Source organism: Kribbella sp. NPDC104218 (genome assembly GCF_055584105.1).
Window position 1 is genome coordinate 3,280,709 of the sequence record NZ_JBVJMQ010000001.1, and the last position, 18,560, is coordinate 3,299,268.

An 18,560-nucleotide genomic window follows, 5' to 3' on the forward strand; every position below is an offset into this window, starting at 1 on the left:
TTGTCACGGTACCCACCGGCATCCCTGAATCGCGCCTAAGCTGTCGCGATGCGCCCCTGGCTGGCAGTCCCGCTGATCCTGGCCCTGGGCCTCGCCGTCCGCGCGTTCGCCGCGGGTGACTTCGCGAAGTACGCCGGTGTCGCGCTCTATGCGACCTTGATCTACGCCCTGCTCGCCTTCTGGTTGCGACCGCTCTGGGCTGCGGTGGGCGCCACCGGCTTCAGTTGGGCGGTGGAGTTCTTCCAGCTCACCGGCATTCCCGCGGAGTTGTCCGAGCGCAGCGTGATTGCCCGGCTGGTGCTCGGCTCGACGTTCAACGCGCCAGACCTCTTCTGGTACGCCGTTGGCGCGGGGCTGGGGGTGCTGATCGTGCGCGGTCAGCGCGGGCGGAACGTCGTCCGGAGCCGGTAGCGGTCACCGCTGTACTCGACGGTGGACAACAGGATCGGACGGTTGTCGGCGTCGTAGATGGTCTGGTCGAGGAGCAGGATCGGCTCGCCGGCGCCCAGGTGGAGTTTGGCCGCTAGCGCGGCGTCCGCGATCCGGGACTCGATGGCGGTTTCGGAGCGATCGAGGACGACGCCGCGGGCGGTCAGCTCCTCGAAGAGGGACGCCGCTGCGAAGTCGACGTCCGCCAGGCCGGGGGCCAGGGCGACGGGCAGGACGGCGTGGTCCAGCGCCATCCGGACGTCGCCGAGGAAACGGACCCGTTCGAGGACGAGGAGCGGGGTGCCGGCTGGGACGGCGAGGGCGTCGGCCTCGTCGAGGGTGGCCGGTCGGATGACCTGTTCGAGGACTTCGGAACGGGCGGGGAGGCCCTTGCGGCGGGCAGTGGTCGTGAACGACTCGAGGTCGTTGGGCCACTCGCGGACGGTCGAGGGCGTCGCGACGAACCAACCGCGGCCGTGGGACGACGTGACGAGGCCGCGGTCGAGCAGGTGACCGAGGGCTTTCCGCAGCGTCACGCGGGAGATGCCGAAGCGGGCGCAGAGGTCCCGTTCGGTGGGGAGCCGCGCGCCGGGCGTGAGGCCGTCGCGGGTGATCTGCTCGCTGATCAGCTCCGCCGCCTGCGCCCAGAGGGGCTCAGGCCGGTGCTCGCGGCTCGGCGTCTCGGTCATCGAGCGTGACGATACCACTGCGACGCAGATCTAAGACAACTATTGACCACTTGGCGATCCACTGCATACCTTTTGCGCACGGATGACGAGGAGGAAGCCATGCAGCGACTGGCTCGATGGAGTGTCGGCGTCGCGGGTCTGTTGGCCCTGACCCTGACCGCGGCGTGCGGCGGTAGCGATGCCGGCCAGGCGGTGGACGCGAATGAGCTCACCGTCCAGACGAACTGGACCAGCGGGGGACAGGAGAGCGTTCCGCTGAAGGCGGCGCTGGAGGCCTTCACGGCGGAGACCGGCGTCAAGGTCAAGCTGCTGGAGAGCGGCGACGATCTCAACCAGGTCTACGAGACCGCGCTGCTGGCGAAGAAGGAGGCCGACGTCCTGCTCGTCGGTCTGCTCGAGAAGCAGCTCGACTGGGTGAAGAACGGCGCGGTCATCCCGGTCGAGCAGTACGTCGACCAGTGGGGTCTCACGCTCCCCGCCACCGCCCTGGCCGACTGGAAGGACGGCGACGGTCATCTGCGCGCCTTCCCGTACGCCGGTTTCACCTGGCCCTGGTGGTACAACAAGGCGCTCTTCGAGCAGCACGGCGTCCCGCTCCCGAAGACCGTGGACGAGCTGATCGCCGCCGTCCAGAAGCTGTCCGCGAAGGGCGTCGGCGGGGTCGCGATCGGCGGTAACGACTGGTCCGGCCAGAAGATCTTCCTGCAGATCCTGGAGAGCTACCTGACGCCCGACGCGGCCAAGGAGATCTTCGCCAAGGGCGGTCTGTGCGCGAATCCGCAGGCCATGAAGGGCGTCGACCTGTTCGTGAAGCTCCGTGACGCCGGGGTCTTCGTGAAGGGCACCGAAGGACTGACCGCCGACCAGGCGACCGCGCTCTACATGAGCGGTAAGGCCGCGATCGCGCCGATCGGCTCCTGGAGCTACCCGACCGCCGACAAGGCCGTGGTCGGTACGACGACCCTCGGCGGCTTTCCCGTCCCGGACGGCGGCACCTACGCCAAGCCGACGGCGTACAACGGCTCGACGTCGGCCGGCTGGTGGGTCAGCCCGAACGGTCAGCAGAAGCTGTCCTCGGTCGAAAAGCTGATCAAGTTCATGTACCGGACCGACGTCCTGAACTCGATGCTCAAGGGCGGCGTCGTCCCGGCCGCGATGGAGGGCGTCGACTCGTCGGCCGTCACCGTCCCGCTGCTCAAGCAGTCGGTCGACGCGCTGCCCAAGGCCGTCGACTTCACCGTCATGCCCGATCTCTACGTCCCGGCGGACGTCGGCAACCCGATGTACCGCGCGACGTCGATCGCCTACACCCCCGGCAACGACGCGCAGAAGATCTGTACGACGATCGACGCGGTCTACCAGGCAGCGAAGTGAGGCGCAGGCGGGAGCTCGCGCTGCTCGGGTTCACCCTGCCGGCGCTGGGCTGGTTCCTGGTCTTCACGGTCGGCCCGCTGGTCAGCCTCTTCTACTACTCGATGACCGCCTGGCGCGGGCTGATCGCACCGCGCACCTTCGTCGGCGGCGACAACTTCCGCCGGCTGGCCGAGGACCCGGTCTTCCATCACGCGATCCGCAATTCCCTGCTGCAGCTGGTGATCACGCTGCCGATCGTGATCGTCGGCGCGTTCATGATCGCGTACTACCTGTCGCTCCGGCCGCGCGGGCACCGGATCGTCCGGGCCGTCCTGTTCACCCCGGTGCTGCTCTCGGCGCCCGCGCTCGGCATGGTCTTCCTCGGCGTGTTCGCGCCGTCCGGTCTGGTCAACGGCTTCCTCGACGGCCTCGGCCTGGGCGCGCGCAGCCGCCCCTGGCTGGCCGAGGGGACGACGGCCGGGATCGCGATCCTGGTGGTGATCATCTGGTCGTCGATGTCGGTCTCGGCCGCGATGCTCGCCTCGCGAATGAACGCCGTACCGGACGAGCTGTTCGAGGCGGCCGAGCTGGACGGGTGCGGGCACTGGCGACAGCTCTGGCAGATCGCCTGGCCGATCTGCCGCGAGTTCGTCGGCGTCGTGACGATGCTGCAGTTCCTGTGGACGCTGTTCTCGTCCGCCGCGGTCGTTCTGCTGCTGACCCGCGGCGGGCCCGGGACGTCGACGGTCAACCTGTCCTTCCTGGTCTACGACTACGCGTTCAACCAGTCGAAGGTCGGCTACTCGCAGGCCATCGCCGTCCTCCTGTTCGGGGTCGGAGTCCTTGGCCTGTTGGGCATCCGCCGACTGTTCCGGGCGGATTTCTGATGAGCCGCGCGATGCGTGGCGCCGGGCGGTTGCGGCTGTTCGCCCACGTCGGCGTCTGGGTGTACGTCCTGCTCCTGCTGGTCCCGCTGTACTACCTCGCGATCTCGTCGGTGAAGACGAACACCGCCATCCTGGACGCGCCGTTCAACCCGTTCCGGGGTCTGCAGTTCGACAACTTCGCCCGGGCCTGGGAGGGCGGCAGCCTCGGCCGCGGCCTGCTCAACCAGGCCTACATCACGGTCGCGGCCAACCTCCTCACGCTCGTGCTCGCGATCCCGGCGGCGTTCGCACTGGCCCGGACCCGCGGCCGCGTCGGGCGGATCGTCGAGCGGATCTTCGCGCTCGGCTTCCTGGTCCCCGGCTTCGCGGCGCTGGTTCCGACCGTCCTGCTGGCGATCCGGCTCGATCTGTTCCACACCCGCGAGTTCCTGATTCTGTTGCTGCCGGCAAGTGCCTTGCCGCTGTCCGTCGTCCTGCTCACCCAGGCGATGCGGACGGTGCCGGCCGAGCTGGAGGAGTCGGCGATCATCGACGGCGCCGGGCCGCTGCGGGTGCTGACCTCGGTGTACGCGCCGCTGACCCTGCCGACGCTGACCGTCGTCCTGATCCTGAACTTCCTGTCCTTCTGGAACGAGTACTTCTTCGCGCTGGTGATCGCCGGCCCCGACCCGGCGGTCCGGACGGCGCAGGTCGCGCTGCCGCTGCTGTCGATGGCCAACGCCGCGCAGTACGGCGTCCTCGCGGCCGGCATCGTGATCACGCTCGTGCCCGTGTACGTGGTTTACGTTCTGTTCGCCGACAAGATGGAAGGGGCGGTGTTGTCCGGTGCGCTCAAGGGCTGAGGGAATCCTGGTCAGTCAGGTCGGATACGGGATCGGCGCGGCCAATGCGGTCGTCGCCGTGCTGCCGGACGCCGGGGGCCCGGTGGTGGCCGAGATCGTCGACGGGCCCGCGCTCGAGCCCGGGCCGGTACAACGCGTCCCGGGCTGGACGACGGCGCCGTACGTGCGGATCCCACTCCCGGCGGAGCTTGCCGAGGGCACCTATCGGGTCCGGGTCCGGGCCGGCGGCCAGGAGCTGATCTCGGAGCCGATCGTGATCGCGCCGTCCCGGTTGCAGCGGCAGACGCTGTCCGACGTCCTCAACTATTTCAAGGCGATGCGCTCCAGCGGCGAGATCGATCGCAAGGACCGGACGGCGAAACTCTGGGCGGACGACTCGGGCCGGACGGTCGACGCGCGCGGCGGCTGGCTCGATGCGAGTGGCGACACCAGTAAGTTCCTCTCCCATCTCACCTACACGTCGACGATGAGCCCGCAGCAGATCCCGCTCTGCGTCTGGGCGATGTCCGCGGCCCGCGATGCGATCGCGGCGAACCATCCCGACCTGGTCAAGCCGGTCTCGACCCGGTTGCGTGACGAGGCCTTGTTCGGCGCGGACTTCCTGGTCCGCTTCCGCTCGGCCGAGGGCTACTTCTATACCGGGATCTTCGACGCGCTGACCAAGGATCTGGACGAACGGTTCATCAACGCGCCGCTGCAGAACAGCGTCCGTACGCCGCGTTACCAGGCCGGCTACCGGCAGGGCGGCGGTCTGGCGATCGCTGCCCTGGCGCGCGCATCGACCCTTGACGACGACGGCGACTTCCCGCGGACGACGTACCTGGAGGTCGCCGAGCAGGCGTTCCACCATCTCGAAGCGCACAACCTGGAGTACCTCTTCGACGGTGAGGAGTCGGTGCTCGACGATTACACCGCGCTGCTCGCCGCCGCCGAATTGGTTGCGGCTGGCATCGAAAGTGCGGCACCAGCGGCGGCCCGGCGGGCAGCGGCCCTGATCGACCGGTACGCCGACGGCCGGTTCGTTGCCGACGCCAAGGGCCGCCCCTTCTTCCACGCCGCCGAGGCCGGCCTCCCGGTGCTCGCGCTGCTCCGGTACGCCGAAGCTTGCCCGGCGGACGCCGTCCGCGCCCGGGCCACCGCCGTCCGCGCGATGCTCGACCTGCTGGACCGGACGGACGCCGTCCCGAATCCGTTCGGTTACCCCCGGCAGGTCGTGCAGCCGACCGACGGCGAGCCGCACGCGGCCTTCTTCTTCCCACATGCCAACGAGACCGGCTACTGGTGGCAGGGCGAGAACGCGACCATCGCGTCGCTCTCGGCGGCTGCCAGCGCGTGCGCCGCGCTCGACAACCTCGGCCCGGCGGATCGCGCGCGGCTGCGGACTTTCGCCGCCGATCAGCTGCACTGGATCCTCGGCCGGAACCCCTTCGACAGCTCGATGCTGCAGGGCCGCGGGCGCAACAACCCCGAATACTCGGCCGACTTCCCGAACGTCCCCGGTGGGATCGCGAACGGGATCACCTCCGGCTGGACCGATGAGAACGACGTCGCCCTGCTGCCCGCCGACGCGCCGCCGGGCGAGGTGTGGCGCTGGGCCGAGCAGTGGATTCCGCACACCGGCTGGTTCCTGCTCGCCGTCGCCCACTGATTCCAAGGAGACCCATGTCCCGCCTCACCTTCCTGGCCGGCCGCGACGCGCAACCCGCCGCGCTGGCCCGGATCGCCGCCCACGTCACCCGCCAGCTCGATACCTGGCCCGCCGCCGGCGTGCTCACCGGGCGTCCGCTGTTCACCGGGATCGGCGCTTCGTTCGCGGCGCTGGCCGTACCGGTCGCGACCTTGCGAGCGGCCGGCATCGCGTCGCAGCGCGTGCGCGCCGACGAACTGGGCGATCACCCCGGCGGTTTCGACCCCGGCTTCGTGGTCGGGGTGTCGCAGAGTGGCCGCAGCGCGGAGACGCTGGCCGCATTCGAGGGCCTCACCGGCGTTCCGCGCGTCGCGCTCGTGAACGTCGCGCCCTCACCGCTCACCGAGGTCGCCGAGTACGCGCTCGACCTCGGATCCGAACCCGACTCCTACGCCTCCACCGTCGGCTTCACCGGCACCATCGTCGCCCTCGACCTCCTCGCCGGCACCAAGCCGGCCTGGGCCGGGATCGACGACCTGGTCCGCCAGGTCCGGACGGACGCCGTCCGCGTCATCGACCCGATCCGCAGCCAGGCCGCCGCCGTGACCAGCGCGGACGTCGTCGCCGCGGGCGCCTCCCGAGCCTCGGCCGAGGAAACCGCCCTGTTGCTGCGTGAAGTTCCGCGCATCCCCGCCGCGGCGTCCCCGACCCGGACCTACCTGCACGGCGAGATGGAGTCGGCCGGATCGACCCTGCATGTGATCTTCGGCGACGGCCGCGAGCACGTCCTGGCCCGAACGCTCTCGTCCGCCGGTCACCGCACGCTGCTCGTCACTGCCGAGCCGGTCGAACCCACCGCCAACCTCGCGGTCGTCACACTGCCGTCGGTCGCGTCCGCCGTCCGCGTCGTCCTGGAGACTGTCGTCGCGCAGGAGCTGGTCGCGGCCCTGGCCGACGAACGCGGCATCCCCGCCGAGGCCTTCGTCTTCGCCAATGACGACACCAAACGCGGCGGCGTCGACCCGGCCGACTTCAGCCTCGCATCCCCGGGAGGGCTCACATGACGCTGGCAGCACTCGACATCGGCGGTACCAAGACCCACCTCCGCCTGCTCACCCCCGACGGCGCGACCATCGAGGACCGCATCGTCTCGTCAACCGGCTGGTCAGCCACCCCGGTCGCCGAAGCCGCCGACTGGATCATCAACCTCCTGCCCGGCATCGAACTCACCGCACTCGCCGCCGGCGCCCAAGGCTGCGAAGAACGGGCCCACTGCAACGAACTGGCCGCCGAGCTGCACCGCCGGCTCGCGATCCCCGTCCAGGTCGTCAACGACGCCGAGCTCCTCCTCCCCGCCGCCGGCCTCGACCGCGGCATCGCCGTCATCGTCGGCACCGGCGCGATCGCCATCGCGGACGACGGTGCCGGCAACCTCACCCGAGCCGGCGGCTGGGGCTGGGTCCTCTCGGACGACGGCAGCGCGTCCGCCCTGGTCCGCGAAGCCGCCCGCGCCGTCCTCCACCGCGCCGACCGCGGCCACCCGCCCGACCCCCTCGGCACCCTCCTCCTCGCCTCAGTAGGCGTCACCACCATCCCCGACCTCGCCCTCACCCTCAGCTGGGGCACCGCCCCCGAAACCTGGGGCCGCCACTCCCCAGCCGTCATCGAAGCCGCCCGCCAAGGCTCCCCAGACGCCCACCAAGTCCTCGCCGCCGGCGCCCGCGCCATCGCCGACCTCCTCCTGACCCTCCAGTCCCGCGACATCCCCATCACCAACGCCGTCTTCGCCGGCGGCCTGGTAACCAACGTCCCCACCTACTGGCAAGCCATCCGCACCCACCTACCCCCCGAAACCACCCCCACCCTCCTCACCGAACCCCCCGTAACCGGCGCCGCCACCCTCGCCCGCCGCCTCCTAGAGCGCAGCTAGTGGGCGCCCGTATAGCCGGCGGCCTGCAGGTTGAACAGATGAGCGTAAGTTCCGTCCTGGGCGATCAGGGCGTCGTGGGAGCCCTGCTCGGTGATCCGGCCGGCTTCGAGGACGGCGATGCGATCGGCGGACCGAACGGCACCCAGCCGATGGGAGATCAGGACGCTGGTCCGGCCCTGCCGATGAGCAGTGAGGCTGGTGTGGATCTCGTGCTCGGCCTCGGCGTCCAGCCCGGAGGTCGGCTCGTCCAGGATCAGCAGGTCCCGCCGGTCCCGGAGGAAGGCGCGCGCCAGCGCGACCCGCTGCCATTGCCCGCCGGACAGCAACACCCCGGTCGCGGGGTCATCCTTGTCCGCGTTGTCGAGAAACATCCGGGACAGCAAGGTGTCATAGCCGCGTGGTAACTCGGTGAGCGTTTCGTCGATCCCGGCCCGGCCGGCCGCTGCCTCGACCCGCGGCCGGTTGACCGGGTCGAGCTCGTCGGCGCCGTCCACCTCGCCCAAGGCGATGTTCTCGGCGGCGCTCAGCTCGTAGCACATGAAGTCCTGGAAGACCGCGCCGATCCGGCGGCGCAGGTCGGCGATATCCAGCTCGCGCAGGTCGACGCCGTCCCACAGAACCGATCCCTGGGTCGGATCGTAGAAGCGGCAGAGCAGCTTGATCAGCGTGCTCTTACCGGCGCCGTTCGGGCCGACCAGGGCGATCGCCTGACCGAACGGAATGAACAGATCGACGCCACGTAGGACCCACTCGTGCTCGTCGCTGTAGCGGAACCAGACGTCGCGGAACTCGATCCCGTGCCGTAGCTCGGGAGCCGGACGGGCAGCTGCCGGCGGTGCGTCCGACGGGCTCGTCACGGCCTGAAAATGCTCGAACATCAGCAGCGCGTTGTGCGCGAAACCCAGCCGGCCGATCAGCGCCGACAGCGCCTGCTGGACGCCGGCCACCGCGGCGATGAAGACCGCGACGTCGCCGAGACTGATCTGCCCGCGGCCGGCCGCGACGATCGCCCAGATCAGACCGCCACCGGAGATACCGGCGGCCAGCGCGGCGAGCGCGCCCTGAATCAGCAGATCGCGACGGTCGAGCCTGCGTTTGGCGGCGTTGGCCGCACGCAGCTCGGTGAGCATCCGCCGCCGGAACAGTCGCCCCAGCCCGAGCAGCCGGATCTCCTTGGCGGCGGCCAGACCGAGGATCAGTTCGGAGTAGAAGTACTGGCGACGTTCGGTGGGGCTCAGCCCGGTCATCAGCGCGGCCCGCCGCCGGCTGAGCTGAACCTCGGCGTACAGGCCGGGAACCGCGGCGGCCAGGACGACGAGCACGATCCAGGGACTGATCGTGATCAGCGTGACCGTGAATCCGGCCAGGGTCAGCACCGACTGCAGACCGCCGACCAGCGCTTCGAGAATCGTCATCGGCCCGGTTTGGCTGTGCTGTTCGGCCAGCCGCATCCGGTCGCGGTGGACCGGATCCTCGAGCTTCGCCAGACCCGTCAACCGGTCCGTCGCCGTGTACAGACGATCGCGCGACAGCACGGTCACCCGCCGGGACAACTCTGCGGACAGATACTTCCCGAGCTCGCCGAACAGCGCGACGGCCAGACCGGTCGCGGCCAGACCGATCGCCAGCAGCGCGACCTGCCCGCCGCCGGCCAGCCGATCCAGCGTCAGCTTCATCAACCAGGCTGCTGCCACCGGCGCCAGCCCGCTGCCGACACTCGCCAGCAGATAGCCGGCGAGCGTGACCGGCGCCGCCCGCCAGGCCAGCGCAAGCGAAGCGCCGGCACCCGACTGCAGGCTCATACCGCCAGCTGATCGGCTCGGTAGCCGCTCGACATCACCCGCAGATTGTCGTCGAGGACGACGAAGGTCGGCATCGCACTCACCCCGACCGCCCGGGTCACCGGTCCGTCATCGGCCTCGATCACCACCTGGGCGACCTTGGCCAGCTGCGTCTTCAGCTCGGTCACCGCGGGCTCGGCGCCGTGGACGACCGCGATCACCCGCTCGCGGCCGAGTGGTTCGGCGTACGCCAGGAAGCCCGGCAGGCTCTCCGCGCAGGTGCTGCAGGTGGTGGAGAAGAATCCGACCACCGTGCCACCGGCGGGCGTGACCTCGAGGCCGTCGGTCGTCGTCGCGACGAACGGCGCGATCGGCGTGCCGACCGCGAGCCGGCCCGGGGCCGGGCCGCGGTCCTGCGGAGTCTGGAGCTTGCTGAGGTGGTCCGCGTGGACCCGGAGCCGCTTGACCAGCCCCAGGTTGATCAACAGGTTGAGCAGGGATACTGCCGCGAGCAGTACGACGGCGACCGTCAGGATGGCCAAGACCTTCTCCTTGCTAGGCGAACAGATCGACGAGGTCGTCGAAGCGAGTGAAGAGCAGACCGGCGACGACGCCCGCCGCGGCGGCGAGCAACGCTCCCGACAGCTCCACCGGGGTGGAGCTGCTCAGTGCTGCCGCGAGGCCCACAGCGGTTGCTGCAAGCAACAGAATGTTCCGGACGAGGTGCACCCCGGTCAGTGGAGCGGTGCTGGCGCCGAAGCATCTACAGGGTTTGCGGACTCCTCGACGGAGCGCGATCAGCACTGCGCCGGTGAAGGCGAGCAGGAGTAGGGCCGACAACGCGAAGCCTGTGGTGGCGACGAACCGCAGGCCCGGTGCGAACGCTCCGACCAGCAGGGCTGCCGCGAGTAAGGCCTCGGCGGCGACGACCACAACGGCGGCCGGTAACCGCAGACGGCTCGGCAGGACTTCGAGCGGGCCCGCGGTGGCGACGAACTCCCGCACCGCGCCAGGTCGGAGCTTGCCGACGGCAGACAGCCCGAAGACGTAGGCCAAGCAGAGACCGCAGGCGAGCATCAGATAGGCCATCGTCGTTCCTCGGGAGTCGGAGCGGTGCCGGCGCGTCCGCCGGCACCGCGAGCTGTTCGGGCTAGCAGGCGCCGATGACGTAACAGTTACCGCACAGGCTGCCCATGCAGATCCGTTCCTTGCGGACGTAGCCGGGTGAGTCCCAGGAGCAGCCGCAGCTCTCCTTGCGTTCGTGCCCAAGGGCCTCGGCCGTGACCTCCGGGACGAACCTGCTCACGATGTGATCGCCCATGCGCTGGAGGGTTTTCAGCATGAATCCTCTTTTCGTTGCCGGGGATGGTGGGCAGGACAGTACGTTTCGGGCGCCGTTCTTGACGAGGGTTTCGTGGAAACGCTGTTGGCAAGATCCGGACACCGGCGGGTCTGTCCGGAGGCCGCCAAATCCGGGGGTTGACGGGAGAAAGCCGCATGCATTTAGGTGGCCGTCATGGTGGAGCCGATCGGTGCTGCGCTGCTGCTCGGCGCGGTCGGTCTGGTCGCGGCGGGCAGGCTGCTGACCGTGGTGCGGGTAGCGGGCCGGAGTATGGAGCCGACGCTCGCCGATGGGGACCGATTGCTTGCCTGGCGGCGATCGCGGCGACTCCGGGTCGGTGATGTCGTCGTCCTCGAGGCGCCCTATCCGGTCGGCGTCGTACCGCATCTGAGTGGCCGTGAGCTCAGCCCGGCGCCCTGGTCGTCACCGCCGCCCGGGCCGCGGGAGCTGGGCCGGCGCTGGATTGTCAAGCGCGTCGTCGGATTACCGTCGGACGTGGTACCAATTTCGGTTGCCGGACGCCTGGCGGCCGGTGAATTGGTACCAAGCGATTCGTTGCTGGTGATTGGCGACAATCCGGACCACAGTTACGATTCGCGGCACGTCGGATTTGTCCCGGCCGAGCGCGTACTGGGTCTCGTCATTCGCCGGCTGAAATGAATGTCAAACAATTCGAATGGGGTCGAAAAGGCCGGTCCTGGACGCCGCACGCCACGGTGGCCCGGAGTGGCGATCGTCACAGTGACGATCGGGGGTGGGCGGGGTCTTAACGGTGTTGCTGCTTCGAATGGGGAGCGGTGGGCACTGGTGGGACGTCGATGAAGAGGAGATGCGTAATGGGTATCGCGGACAAGGCCAAGAACGCTGCTGAGGAGCTGGCGGGGAAGGCCAAAGAGGCCATCGGTGACCTGACCGGGAACAAGGATCTGAAGGCTGAGGGACAGGCGGATCAGACCGAGGCCGGGCTGAAGAACGCGGGCGAGCACGTGAAGGACGCGGGGCAGGATGTGAAGGACGCGTTCAAGAAGTAACGGCGGGAATAAGTCGGGGTGCGGCGAGGCTCACTGTGGTGACGGATCAACTCGCGTTCCTGGAGGCACAGTTTGAGCACCGCCGACGGCGTTATCGCCGCACTCCGCACCGGTTACGACCGGCTCGCGGACTTCGTGAAGGAGTACGACGACGAGGCGCTGGCCGGTCCGTCGGCCGCGACCGAGTGGGATGTCGCGCAGGTGCTCAGCCACCTGGGCAGCGGCGCGGAGATTATGCTCCACGTCCTGCAGCGGGCGATCGATGAGACGCCCGGGGCTGCGGGCGGTGACTTCTACCAGAGCGTGTGGGCGCGTTGGGACGCGTCGTCCCGGCGCGAGCAGGCTTCCGGGTTCGTCGAGTGGAACGAGAAGCTGACCGCGCTGTTCGAGTCGTTGACCGCCGATCAGCACGACACGCTCCGGGTTGACCTTGGTTTCCTGCCGGCCCCGGTGGACGTCGCTACGTTCGGCCGGATGCGGCTCAGCGAGCTGACCCACCACTCGTGGGATGTTCGTAGCGCCGCCGACTCGACGGCCACTCTCGACCCGGAGGCCGTGGTCGAGCTCCTGCAGACCGAGGGGGACGTCAGCCGGATCGCGAAGCCGGCCGCGCTCGATGGTCAGACCGCTGTGCTGACGGTCAGCACGACCGACCCGGCCAAGGAGTTCACTCTCCGCTTGGCCGACCCGGTCAGCATCGACGCCGCCCCGGCTGAGGCCGCGGACGGCGTCCTCACGCTGCCGGCCGAGTCCTGGCTGCGCCTGAGCGCCGGCCGCCTGGACCCCGACCACACCCCGAAGGACGTCGAGCTGACCGGTCCGGTCACTCTCGACACCCTCCGGGCCGTCTTCGCGGGGTACTGAGTCAGGGCTACTGAGTCACTCGACCATGAAGATCGTGTTGTGCAGGCCGGAGGAGCCGTTCGGGCGGGGCGGCGCCGCGGTCGCGGTCTGGAGGTTGCCCTCGGCATCGGTCGCGCGGACGGTGAGGCGATGGTTGCCGGGGGTGGCGTCGAAGCGGAAGGTCCACTGGCGCCAGGTGTCGATGGTGTCCTGAGTCGCCAGTTGGGCCGGCTTCCAGGGCCCGTCGTCGAGCTGGACCTCGACCTTTTCGATGCCGCGGCGCTGGGCCCAGGCGACGCCGGCCGCGACGGCCGGGCCGGCCTTGACGGTGGCGAAACCCTTCGGGACTTCGATCCGCGAGGAGGTCTTGATCGGGGCTTGTTCGGCCCAGTTGCGGTCGGTCCAGTAGGCGCTGAAGTCGGCGAACCGGGTGACCTCGAAATCGACGATCCACTTGGTGGCCGAGACGTAGCCGTAGAGGCCGGGGACGACCATCCGGACCGGGAAGCCGTGGTCGAACGGCAGCGGCTCGCCGTTCATCGCGACGGCGAAAATGGAGTCGCGGCCATCGGTGAGCGCGCCGAGCGGGGTGCCGATGGTCAGGCCGTCGATACTGGTCGACTTCACCGCGTCGGCGCCAGGCCGGACGCCGGCCTCGGCCAGCACGTCCGCGATCGGGACGCCGATCCAGCGCGCGTTCCCGACGTACGGACCGCCGACCTCGTTCGAGACGCAGGTCAAGGTGATGTCGCGTTCGATCAGCCGCCGGTCGACCAGATCGGCGAGTGACAGCCGCAGCTCCTTGTCGACCATGCCGTGGATCCGCAGCTCCCAGTCGTTCGGGTCGATCTGCGGTACTTCGAGCAACGTGTCGACCCGGTAGAACTTGGCGTTCGGCGTCACGAACCGGCTCATCCCAGGCACGTCCACCTGGACGCCGGCCGGCATCGGAGGCGCCGCCTCGGTCGGCCGCGGCACCTTGAATCGCGCCCGCAGCGCCTCACCCGGCTTCACCGACAGCACCTTGGTCGCGGCGAAGCTCGCGGCACCGGCCACCGCCAACGCCGAAACGGTCACCAGGAACTGGCGTCGGTCGAACCCGGCCGGCTGCTCCGCCGCCGCGCGCTTCGGCCGCCGGACGACCAGCCACATCGCCACCACAGCCACCACCAGCGTCACCACCGAAGGCAGCAGCCGATCCACCACACCGGACGCCGCCGACCGGCTGAACACCGCGAACGCCAGCCCGACCAGCCCGAGCCCACCCGCGAGACCAACAGCCAACCGCTGCGAACGCCGTCCGAGGACGCCGGCCACCGCCGCGACGATCGCCAGCGTCACGCAGATCCCGAACCGCAGCAGCGGCCGGTCCGCCGTCCCGAGCTCGCGCACCGCCCAGTCCTTCACCGGCCCCGGTGCCCAGTCGATCACCTGGACGCCGACCGCGTCGACCGGCCAGGGCCCGCCGGTCAGATCAGCGACCAGGTACCCGATCGCCAGCGCGCTGCCCGCGGCGACCACCCCGCCGAGGGCCGCCGCGAACCGTCCTACCGATGAATCGCTCATACCGGGTCTTCGGACCCGACGGGCGGCCGGATGGGTGCCGGCCGCCCCGAGTCCTACTGCGGTTTGAAGGCCCAGCGCTGGCCCTTACCGCCGTGGTAGAACCACGAGATCACCTCGGCGCCTGTCGCCGAGCTGCCGTTGGCGACGTCCAGCGCCAGGCCGGAACTCACGGCGATCACGCTGTAACTGCCACCGGGGGTCGGCTCGATCCGCCACTTCTGGCACTCGGACGCGCCGTCCGGGAACACGATCATGCTTGCCCTCGGCAACTTCGAACAACCCTTGATCTCCAGCGGCAGCTTGGAGTTGGTGTCGACGAGTTTGTACATGTCGTCACCGAGGCTGCGCAGGTTCCACTTCTGGCAGGCGCTGGACGTCGACCAGGTCCCCATCCGGACCGGGCTGCCCGCCGCGGTGACGCACTTGGGCACCTCGAGGACGGTCGTCGTCCCGACTGCCGCGTCGACCCGGTAGCGAGTGCTGCCGGTGCCGCCGAGCTGCGTCGCGTTGAACGCCGGCCGGAGGATCCACTGCTCACTCGCGGCCTGGCCGCACGGCACCTGCCGAATCAGCGCGTCGTCGTTCAGCGAAGCCTCCGCAACGCCCAGACACTTCCCACTGTGCGCGAACCGCAGGTGGACGACGGTCTCGTACGCGCTCCCGTCGACGTAGTCGAACGTCACCTGCTGCCAGGCCCGCGGCTCACCCAGCCCGCCGCCGCAACTGGACTGGATGACGTCGACGTCGTCCTGCGAGCTGCCGCCGGTGACGTCGAGGCATTTGACCGGCCCGGCGTCGACCGCGGTGTGTACCGGCCGGATGCTGTACTGGTCGGTGCCCGCGATCGGCATCAGCCGGAACCGCTCGTTCAACGCCGTACCCACACAGCGGAACTGGATCAGCGCGGCCTTGTCCGCAACGCTGCTGCCCTTGACGTTCAGGCACTTGCCGCTGTTCTTGTTGACCAGCTCGTACTGCCGGTGCTCGATGTCGAACTTCGGCCCGGTTACCGCGCCGACCGCGCCCGACCAGGTCTGTACCTTGTCGGTGAACGTCGTCCCGGTCGACCGGAGCGTGTAGACCTCACGATCGCCGTCGGCGGCGGCGTACAGCAGGCCGATGTCGTCGAGCCGGTCGCCGTCGTAGTCGCCGCTGACCAGCGTCGTCTTGGCCAGCTCCAAGCCGGTCACCCGCCGCCAGTCGGTCTTGGTCAGCTGGGTCGCGGTACCGCTGAAGACGACCAGCGTGCCGTCGTTGGTGGCGTTCTCGGTCAGGGCCACGAGGTCGTCGCGACCGTTCCCGTCCGGGTCGGCCACGGTGAAGCGGCTCTTGTCCCAGCAGAACCCGTCCGCGCCGGAGTCGTAGATCGTGGACGCCGCGGCGAACGCCGTACCGGTCGAGCGGTACAGGTCAACCGCTGTCCGGCAGCCGGTCAGGTTGCGCACGCTGAGCAGGTCGGACTTACCGTCCTGATCGATGTCGACGAGGAGCGGCGCGCTGCGCGACCAGGTGTTACCGGCCGCCGCCTGCACCCAGCTGACCGGGGTGGCGAAGTCGTCCGCCGCCCGGAACACCTGCGCCTGCCAGTTGTCCCCGGTACCGGCGTTCTGGACGACGATGTCGTCCTTGCCGTCCCCGTCGACATCGCCCGCGACCACTCGCGCCGTGTTCAACTGCCAGGGGCTGGTCTCGGTCGTCCAGACCGCCGGCGGGTTCTGGTACTCGTTGCCGTCCGACGGCAACTTGTACAGGTACATCCGGCCACCGGCGCCGGACCGGAAGACCGCCATGTCGGTCCGGCCGTCCCCGTCGAAGTCGCCTTGTACCGGCTTCACCTTGGCCAGCGAGAAGCCGGTGCCCTCGCCGGTGTCCCACGCCATCGTCCCGGCATTGAAGGTCGCGCCACCCGAGACGATGTTCCAGATACCGGTCCGGCCGAAGCCGTGGTCGAGAACGGCCGTCACGTCCGCGCGCCCGTCGCCGTTGCTGTCCCCGCGCACCTTCGGCGCCGGACCGACCGCAGGCTTCGCATTCAGCTCCCAGGCCTCGCGAGTCGCGCTGCTGTTCCCGGCCCGGTCGACCGCGCGTACGTACAACCGCAGACTCGGTACGCCGGTGACCGGGTCCGGATACACGGTGATCGGGATCGTCGCCGTCCCGTCCGCTCCGGCCTTCACCCGGCTGACCAGCGCATCGGCCTGGAACCCGTAGACGTACTCGTCCAGATCGCTCTCCCCGCCGGCCGGCTTGAACGTCACCTTGCCGGTCTTGCGCGCCTCGATCACCGGATCACCCGCATCCGGGAAGTCCGTCGACTCGATCTTCGGGACGGCGGGCGCCGACGTGTCGATCACGAAGTAGCAGGCCGGCGTCGTCGGGCTGGCCGCGTTCGCGGCGTCCTTGGTGAACGCCGTGTAGCTGTAGACAACGCCCGGGCTGAGCTTGCCGGCCGGCGTCTCCGGCCAGGCGAAGGCCGCGCCGCTGACGGTCGGCCCGACCGCGCTCTCGTGGACGACGGCGCCCGCGGGATCCTTGATCTGCAAGGTGGTCGTCACGTTGTCGCCGAGATCCGGGTCGTCCGCGACCGAGGCCCACTGCGGCTGCGCGGTCAGGACGGGAGTCGGCGCGGACGCCGTACCGCACGGCCGCGGCCGGGTCAGCGCGAGTCCCTTCGGCATCTTCGGCGCGGTGTTGTAGGTGACCGCGAGCGCCGCCGAGCTGGGGACGAACTTCTTCCAGTGGTACTGCGCTTCGGTATTGGTTCCCTCGTTCGGGGAGCGCAGACCGAGGGACAGCGTCGGCTTCCGGCCGTCGGCCACGGACTGGACGAGCGTGCGCAGCTTGCTCGGGGCGTTGAGCGCGCCGAACTCCATCGGCAACGTCTTCTCCTCGGGCCAGGCAGCGCCGTTGCGCGAGTCCAGCTCGGTCTTCCAGTATGTCGCGTTCGTCGTACCCCAGTTGAGCTTCTTGTTCGCGGTGTCGAGATCGGCCAACTGCCAGAGCTCGACCGGTTTCGCCGTCCCCGACGAGCTCCAGTCGAGCGTGATCCGGAACTGCGCGTTCAGGATCGTGCTGCCCGCGATCGCCTGCGCGCCGCTCGTCGTCCGCATCAGGAACATCGACCGGTAGACGTTGGCCGGCTCACCCCAGCGCGGGCCGACCTTGGCGCCACCGGCATCGCGGTCGTAGGTCCAGCCGTCGACCGTGCCGGACTCCTTGTTCACGTGCAGCCAGTTCACCGCGGTCCCCGAGATCGACGGATCGATGTACAGCGGGAACTTCGCGGCCGGATCGGTGAGCAGCTTGCGGTCCGGCGTCAGCACGAACCGGCCGGGCTCCTGCCGGATGCCGAGCTGCGCGCGGCGCGGCTTGAAGTCGCTGGACGCGTCCCACATCGTCGGCCGGTCGGCGGTGAAGGCGAGTTGCCCCTTGCGATCGACCGCGGTCGTCGAGCCGTCCGGCTGAACCTTCAGCGTCAACCCGTCGGCACTGACCGGGAAGTTCAGCGAGGCCAGGGCCGGGTTGGCCGCGGCGGCCCGGTCGCGGACGACGAGCAGCTGGGAGAAGCGATCGACCTCGGCCTTGATCTGCAGGTCGACACCGGGCAGGACCTCGGCGTACGTCGCGATGTTGCCGGACAGCTCCGGCTTCGGGAGTACGCCCGGCCAGCCCAGCCGGATCCGCGACCCGGCGGCGCCGATCGCGACCAGCTCCTGATCGCCGCCGTTGGAAAGCTCCAGTGGGGAAATCGTTGCCACCGGCCGGATCCGCCCATCGGCGTCGAGGCGCAGCGAGGGATCGGGATCGACCCAGTCCCGGCCCTTGCGGACGCGGACCGGCTGCGCGTGCTGCTCCATCGTCTTGGTGCCGTCCGGGTTCGCGAACACCTGGCCGGTCTCGGATCGATGGTCGGTCAGCTCGACGCGCGCGCCGGTGCGCAACGCCGTCGCCATCGCGCGGGCCTCCGGAGAAGCCTCGTCCGGATCCATCGCGCGCGGCGTCTCGACCACCGCCCGCGCCGGCTCGGGGGTGGCCGGAAAGGCCACCAGCCCTGCGGAAACCAGTACCAGAACAGCACCCAAGGCGAAGCGTCGCCGACGCATTCCCCCACCACCTCACGCCAGAGTTCTCCGTCGGACGAGGAAGACAATGACACGTCCGGCGCGCACGCGCGATGGTTTCGAACCCTTTGGTTACTGGCCAATTCCGGAAGTTGTCCACTTCTTACCTGGTGACGACC

The 18,560-nt window shown here is 69.5% G+C and carries 17 protein-coding genes; 10 read left to right on the forward strand and 7 right to left on the reverse strand.

The features are described 5' to 3' along the window. Window positions 1-48: 48 nt before the first annotated feature. Window positions 49-411, forward strand: a complete 363-nt coding sequence (locus ACZ6ZD_RS15405; RefSeq protein ID WP_465672310.1) for a ribosomal maturation YjgA family protein — start codon at window positions 49-51, stop codon at window positions 409-411. On the opposite strand, the gene ACZ6ZD_RS15410 is transcribed toward ACZ6ZD_RS15405, so the two are convergent. Next, entirely contained in the window at window positions 378-1,118 is a 741-nt protein-coding gene (locus ACZ6ZD_RS15410) for a GntR family transcriptional regulator (RefSeq protein ID WP_465672312.1), read from the reverse strand. The two genes, ACZ6ZD_RS15405 and ACZ6ZD_RS15410, sit on opposite strands and share 34 nt — an antisense overlap. 99 nt (window positions 1,119-1,217) lie before the next feature. On the opposite strand from ACZ6ZD_RS15410, the gene ACZ6ZD_RS15415 reads away from it, so the two are divergent. Genes ACZ6ZD_RS15415 through ACZ6ZD_RS15440 form a run of 6 tightly spaced genes read left to right on the forward strand, consistent with a single transcriptional unit; the run spans window position 1,218 to window position 7,757 of the window. Continuing rightward, window positions 1,218-2,492 carry an ABC transporter substrate-binding protein gene (locus ACZ6ZD_RS15415; RefSeq protein WP_465672314.1) on the forward strand — a complete coding sequence of 425 codons (1,275 nt, stop codon included), beginning with the start codon at window positions 1,218-1,220 and terminating at the stop codon, window positions 2,490-2,492. Then, the gene (locus ACZ6ZD_RS15420; protein WP_465672316.1) at window positions 2,489-3,358 is read left to right on the forward strand and encodes a carbohydrate ABC transporter permease; all 870 of its coding nucleotides are present in this window, start codon (window positions 2,489-2,491) and stop codon (window positions 3,356-3,358) included. Before ACZ6ZD_RS15415 ends, ACZ6ZD_RS15420 begins: the two co-directional genes overlap by 4 nt. After that, window positions 3,358-4,200: a carbohydrate ABC transporter permease gene (locus tag ACZ6ZD_RS15425; RefSeq protein WP_465672318.1), complete on the forward strand. Its 843-nt coding sequence runs from the start codon at window positions 3,358-3,360 to the stop codon at window positions 4,198-4,200. The genes ACZ6ZD_RS15420 and ACZ6ZD_RS15425 overlap by 1 nt, the downstream gene beginning before the upstream one ends. After that, on the forward strand, window positions 4,184-5,848 hold the full coding sequence (locus tag ACZ6ZD_RS15430) for a glycoside hydrolase family 9 protein (protein ID WP_465672320.1): 1,665 nt from the start codon (window positions 4,184-4,186) through the stop codon (window positions 5,846-5,848). Before ACZ6ZD_RS15425 ends, ACZ6ZD_RS15430 begins: the two co-directional genes overlap by 17 nt. 14 nt (window positions 5,849-5,862) lie before the next feature. After that, entirely contained in the window at window positions 5,863-6,891 is a 1,029-nt protein-coding gene (locus tag ACZ6ZD_RS15435) for an SIS domain-containing protein (protein ID WP_465672322.1), read from the forward strand. Further along, window positions 6,888-7,757, forward strand: coding sequence for an N-acetylglucosamine kinase (locus tag ACZ6ZD_RS15440; protein ID WP_465672324.1), 870 nt, complete (start codon window positions 6,888-6,890; stop codon window positions 7,755-7,757). The genes ACZ6ZD_RS15435 and ACZ6ZD_RS15440 overlap by 4 nt, the downstream gene beginning before the upstream one ends. Here the strand turns inward: ACZ6ZD_RS15440 and ACZ6ZD_RS15445 are convergent. From ACZ6ZD_RS15445 to ACZ6ZD_RS15460, 4 genes are all read right to left on the reverse strand, one after another. Continuing rightward, window positions 7,754-9,559, reverse strand: coding sequence for an ABC transporter ATP-binding protein (locus ACZ6ZD_RS15445; RefSeq protein WP_465672326.1), 1,806 nt, complete (start codon window positions 9,557-9,559; stop codon window positions 7,754-7,756). The genes ACZ6ZD_RS15440 and ACZ6ZD_RS15445 overlap by 4 nt on opposite strands. Next, complete coding sequence (locus ACZ6ZD_RS15450) at window positions 9,556-10,080, reverse strand: TlpA family protein disulfide reductase (RefSeq protein WP_465672328.1); 525 nt, start codon at window positions 10,078-10,080, stop codon at window positions 9,556-9,558. The genes ACZ6ZD_RS15445 and ACZ6ZD_RS15450 overlap by 4 nt, the downstream gene beginning before the upstream one ends. A 13-nt stretch (window positions 10,081-10,093) precedes the next feature. Next, window positions 10,094-10,627 carry a MauE/DoxX family redox-associated membrane protein gene (locus ACZ6ZD_RS15455; protein ID WP_465672330.1) on the reverse strand — a complete coding sequence of 178 codons (534 nt, stop codon included), beginning with the start codon at window positions 10,625-10,627 and terminating at the stop codon, window positions 10,094-10,096. A gap of 61 nt (window positions 10,628-10,688) precedes the next feature. Continuing rightward, the gene (locus ACZ6ZD_RS15460; RefSeq protein ID WP_465672332.1) at window positions 10,689-10,880 is read right to left on the reverse strand and encodes a hypothetical protein; all 192 of its coding nucleotides are present in this window, start codon (window positions 10,878-10,880) and stop codon (window positions 10,689-10,691) included. Window positions 10,881-11,054: 174 nt separating this feature from the next. Between ACZ6ZD_RS15460 and ACZ6ZD_RS15465 the strand changes: the two genes are divergently transcribed. From ACZ6ZD_RS15465 to ACZ6ZD_RS15475, 3 genes are all read left to right on the forward strand, one after another. Continuing rightward, a complete protein-coding gene (locus ACZ6ZD_RS15465; protein WP_465672334.1) occupies window positions 11,055-11,540 on the forward strand; it encodes a S26 family signal peptidase in 486 nt (161 codons plus the stop codon). Window positions 11,541-11,716: 176 nt separating this feature from the next. Continuing rightward, on the forward strand, window positions 11,717-11,911 hold the full coding sequence (locus ACZ6ZD_RS15470) for a CsbD family protein (protein ID WP_465672336.1): 195 nt from the start codon (window positions 11,717-11,719) through the stop codon (window positions 11,909-11,911). A gap of 72 nt (window positions 11,912-11,983) precedes the next feature. Beyond that, window positions 11,984-12,775: a maleylpyruvate isomerase N-terminal domain-containing protein gene (locus tag ACZ6ZD_RS15475; protein WP_465672338.1), complete on the forward strand. Its 792-nt coding sequence runs from the start codon at window positions 11,984-11,986 to the stop codon at window positions 12,773-12,775. Between the two features lie 15 nt (window positions 12,776-12,790). On the opposite strand, the gene ACZ6ZD_RS15480 is transcribed toward ACZ6ZD_RS15475, so the two are convergent. Both ACZ6ZD_RS15480 and ACZ6ZD_RS15485 read right to left on the reverse strand, forming a co-directional pair. Continuing rightward, window positions 12,791-14,320 carry a molybdopterin-dependent oxidoreductase gene (locus tag ACZ6ZD_RS15480; RefSeq protein ID WP_465672340.1) on the reverse strand — a complete coding sequence of 510 codons (1,530 nt, stop codon included), beginning with the start codon at window positions 14,318-14,320 and terminating at the stop codon, window positions 12,791-12,793. A 53-nt stretch (window positions 14,321-14,373) separates the two neighbouring features. Next, entirely contained in the window at window positions 14,374-18,423 is a 4,050-nt protein-coding gene (locus tag ACZ6ZD_RS15485) for an RICIN domain-containing protein (protein ID WP_465672342.1), read from the reverse strand. Window positions 18,424-18,560: the final 137 nt, after the last annotated feature.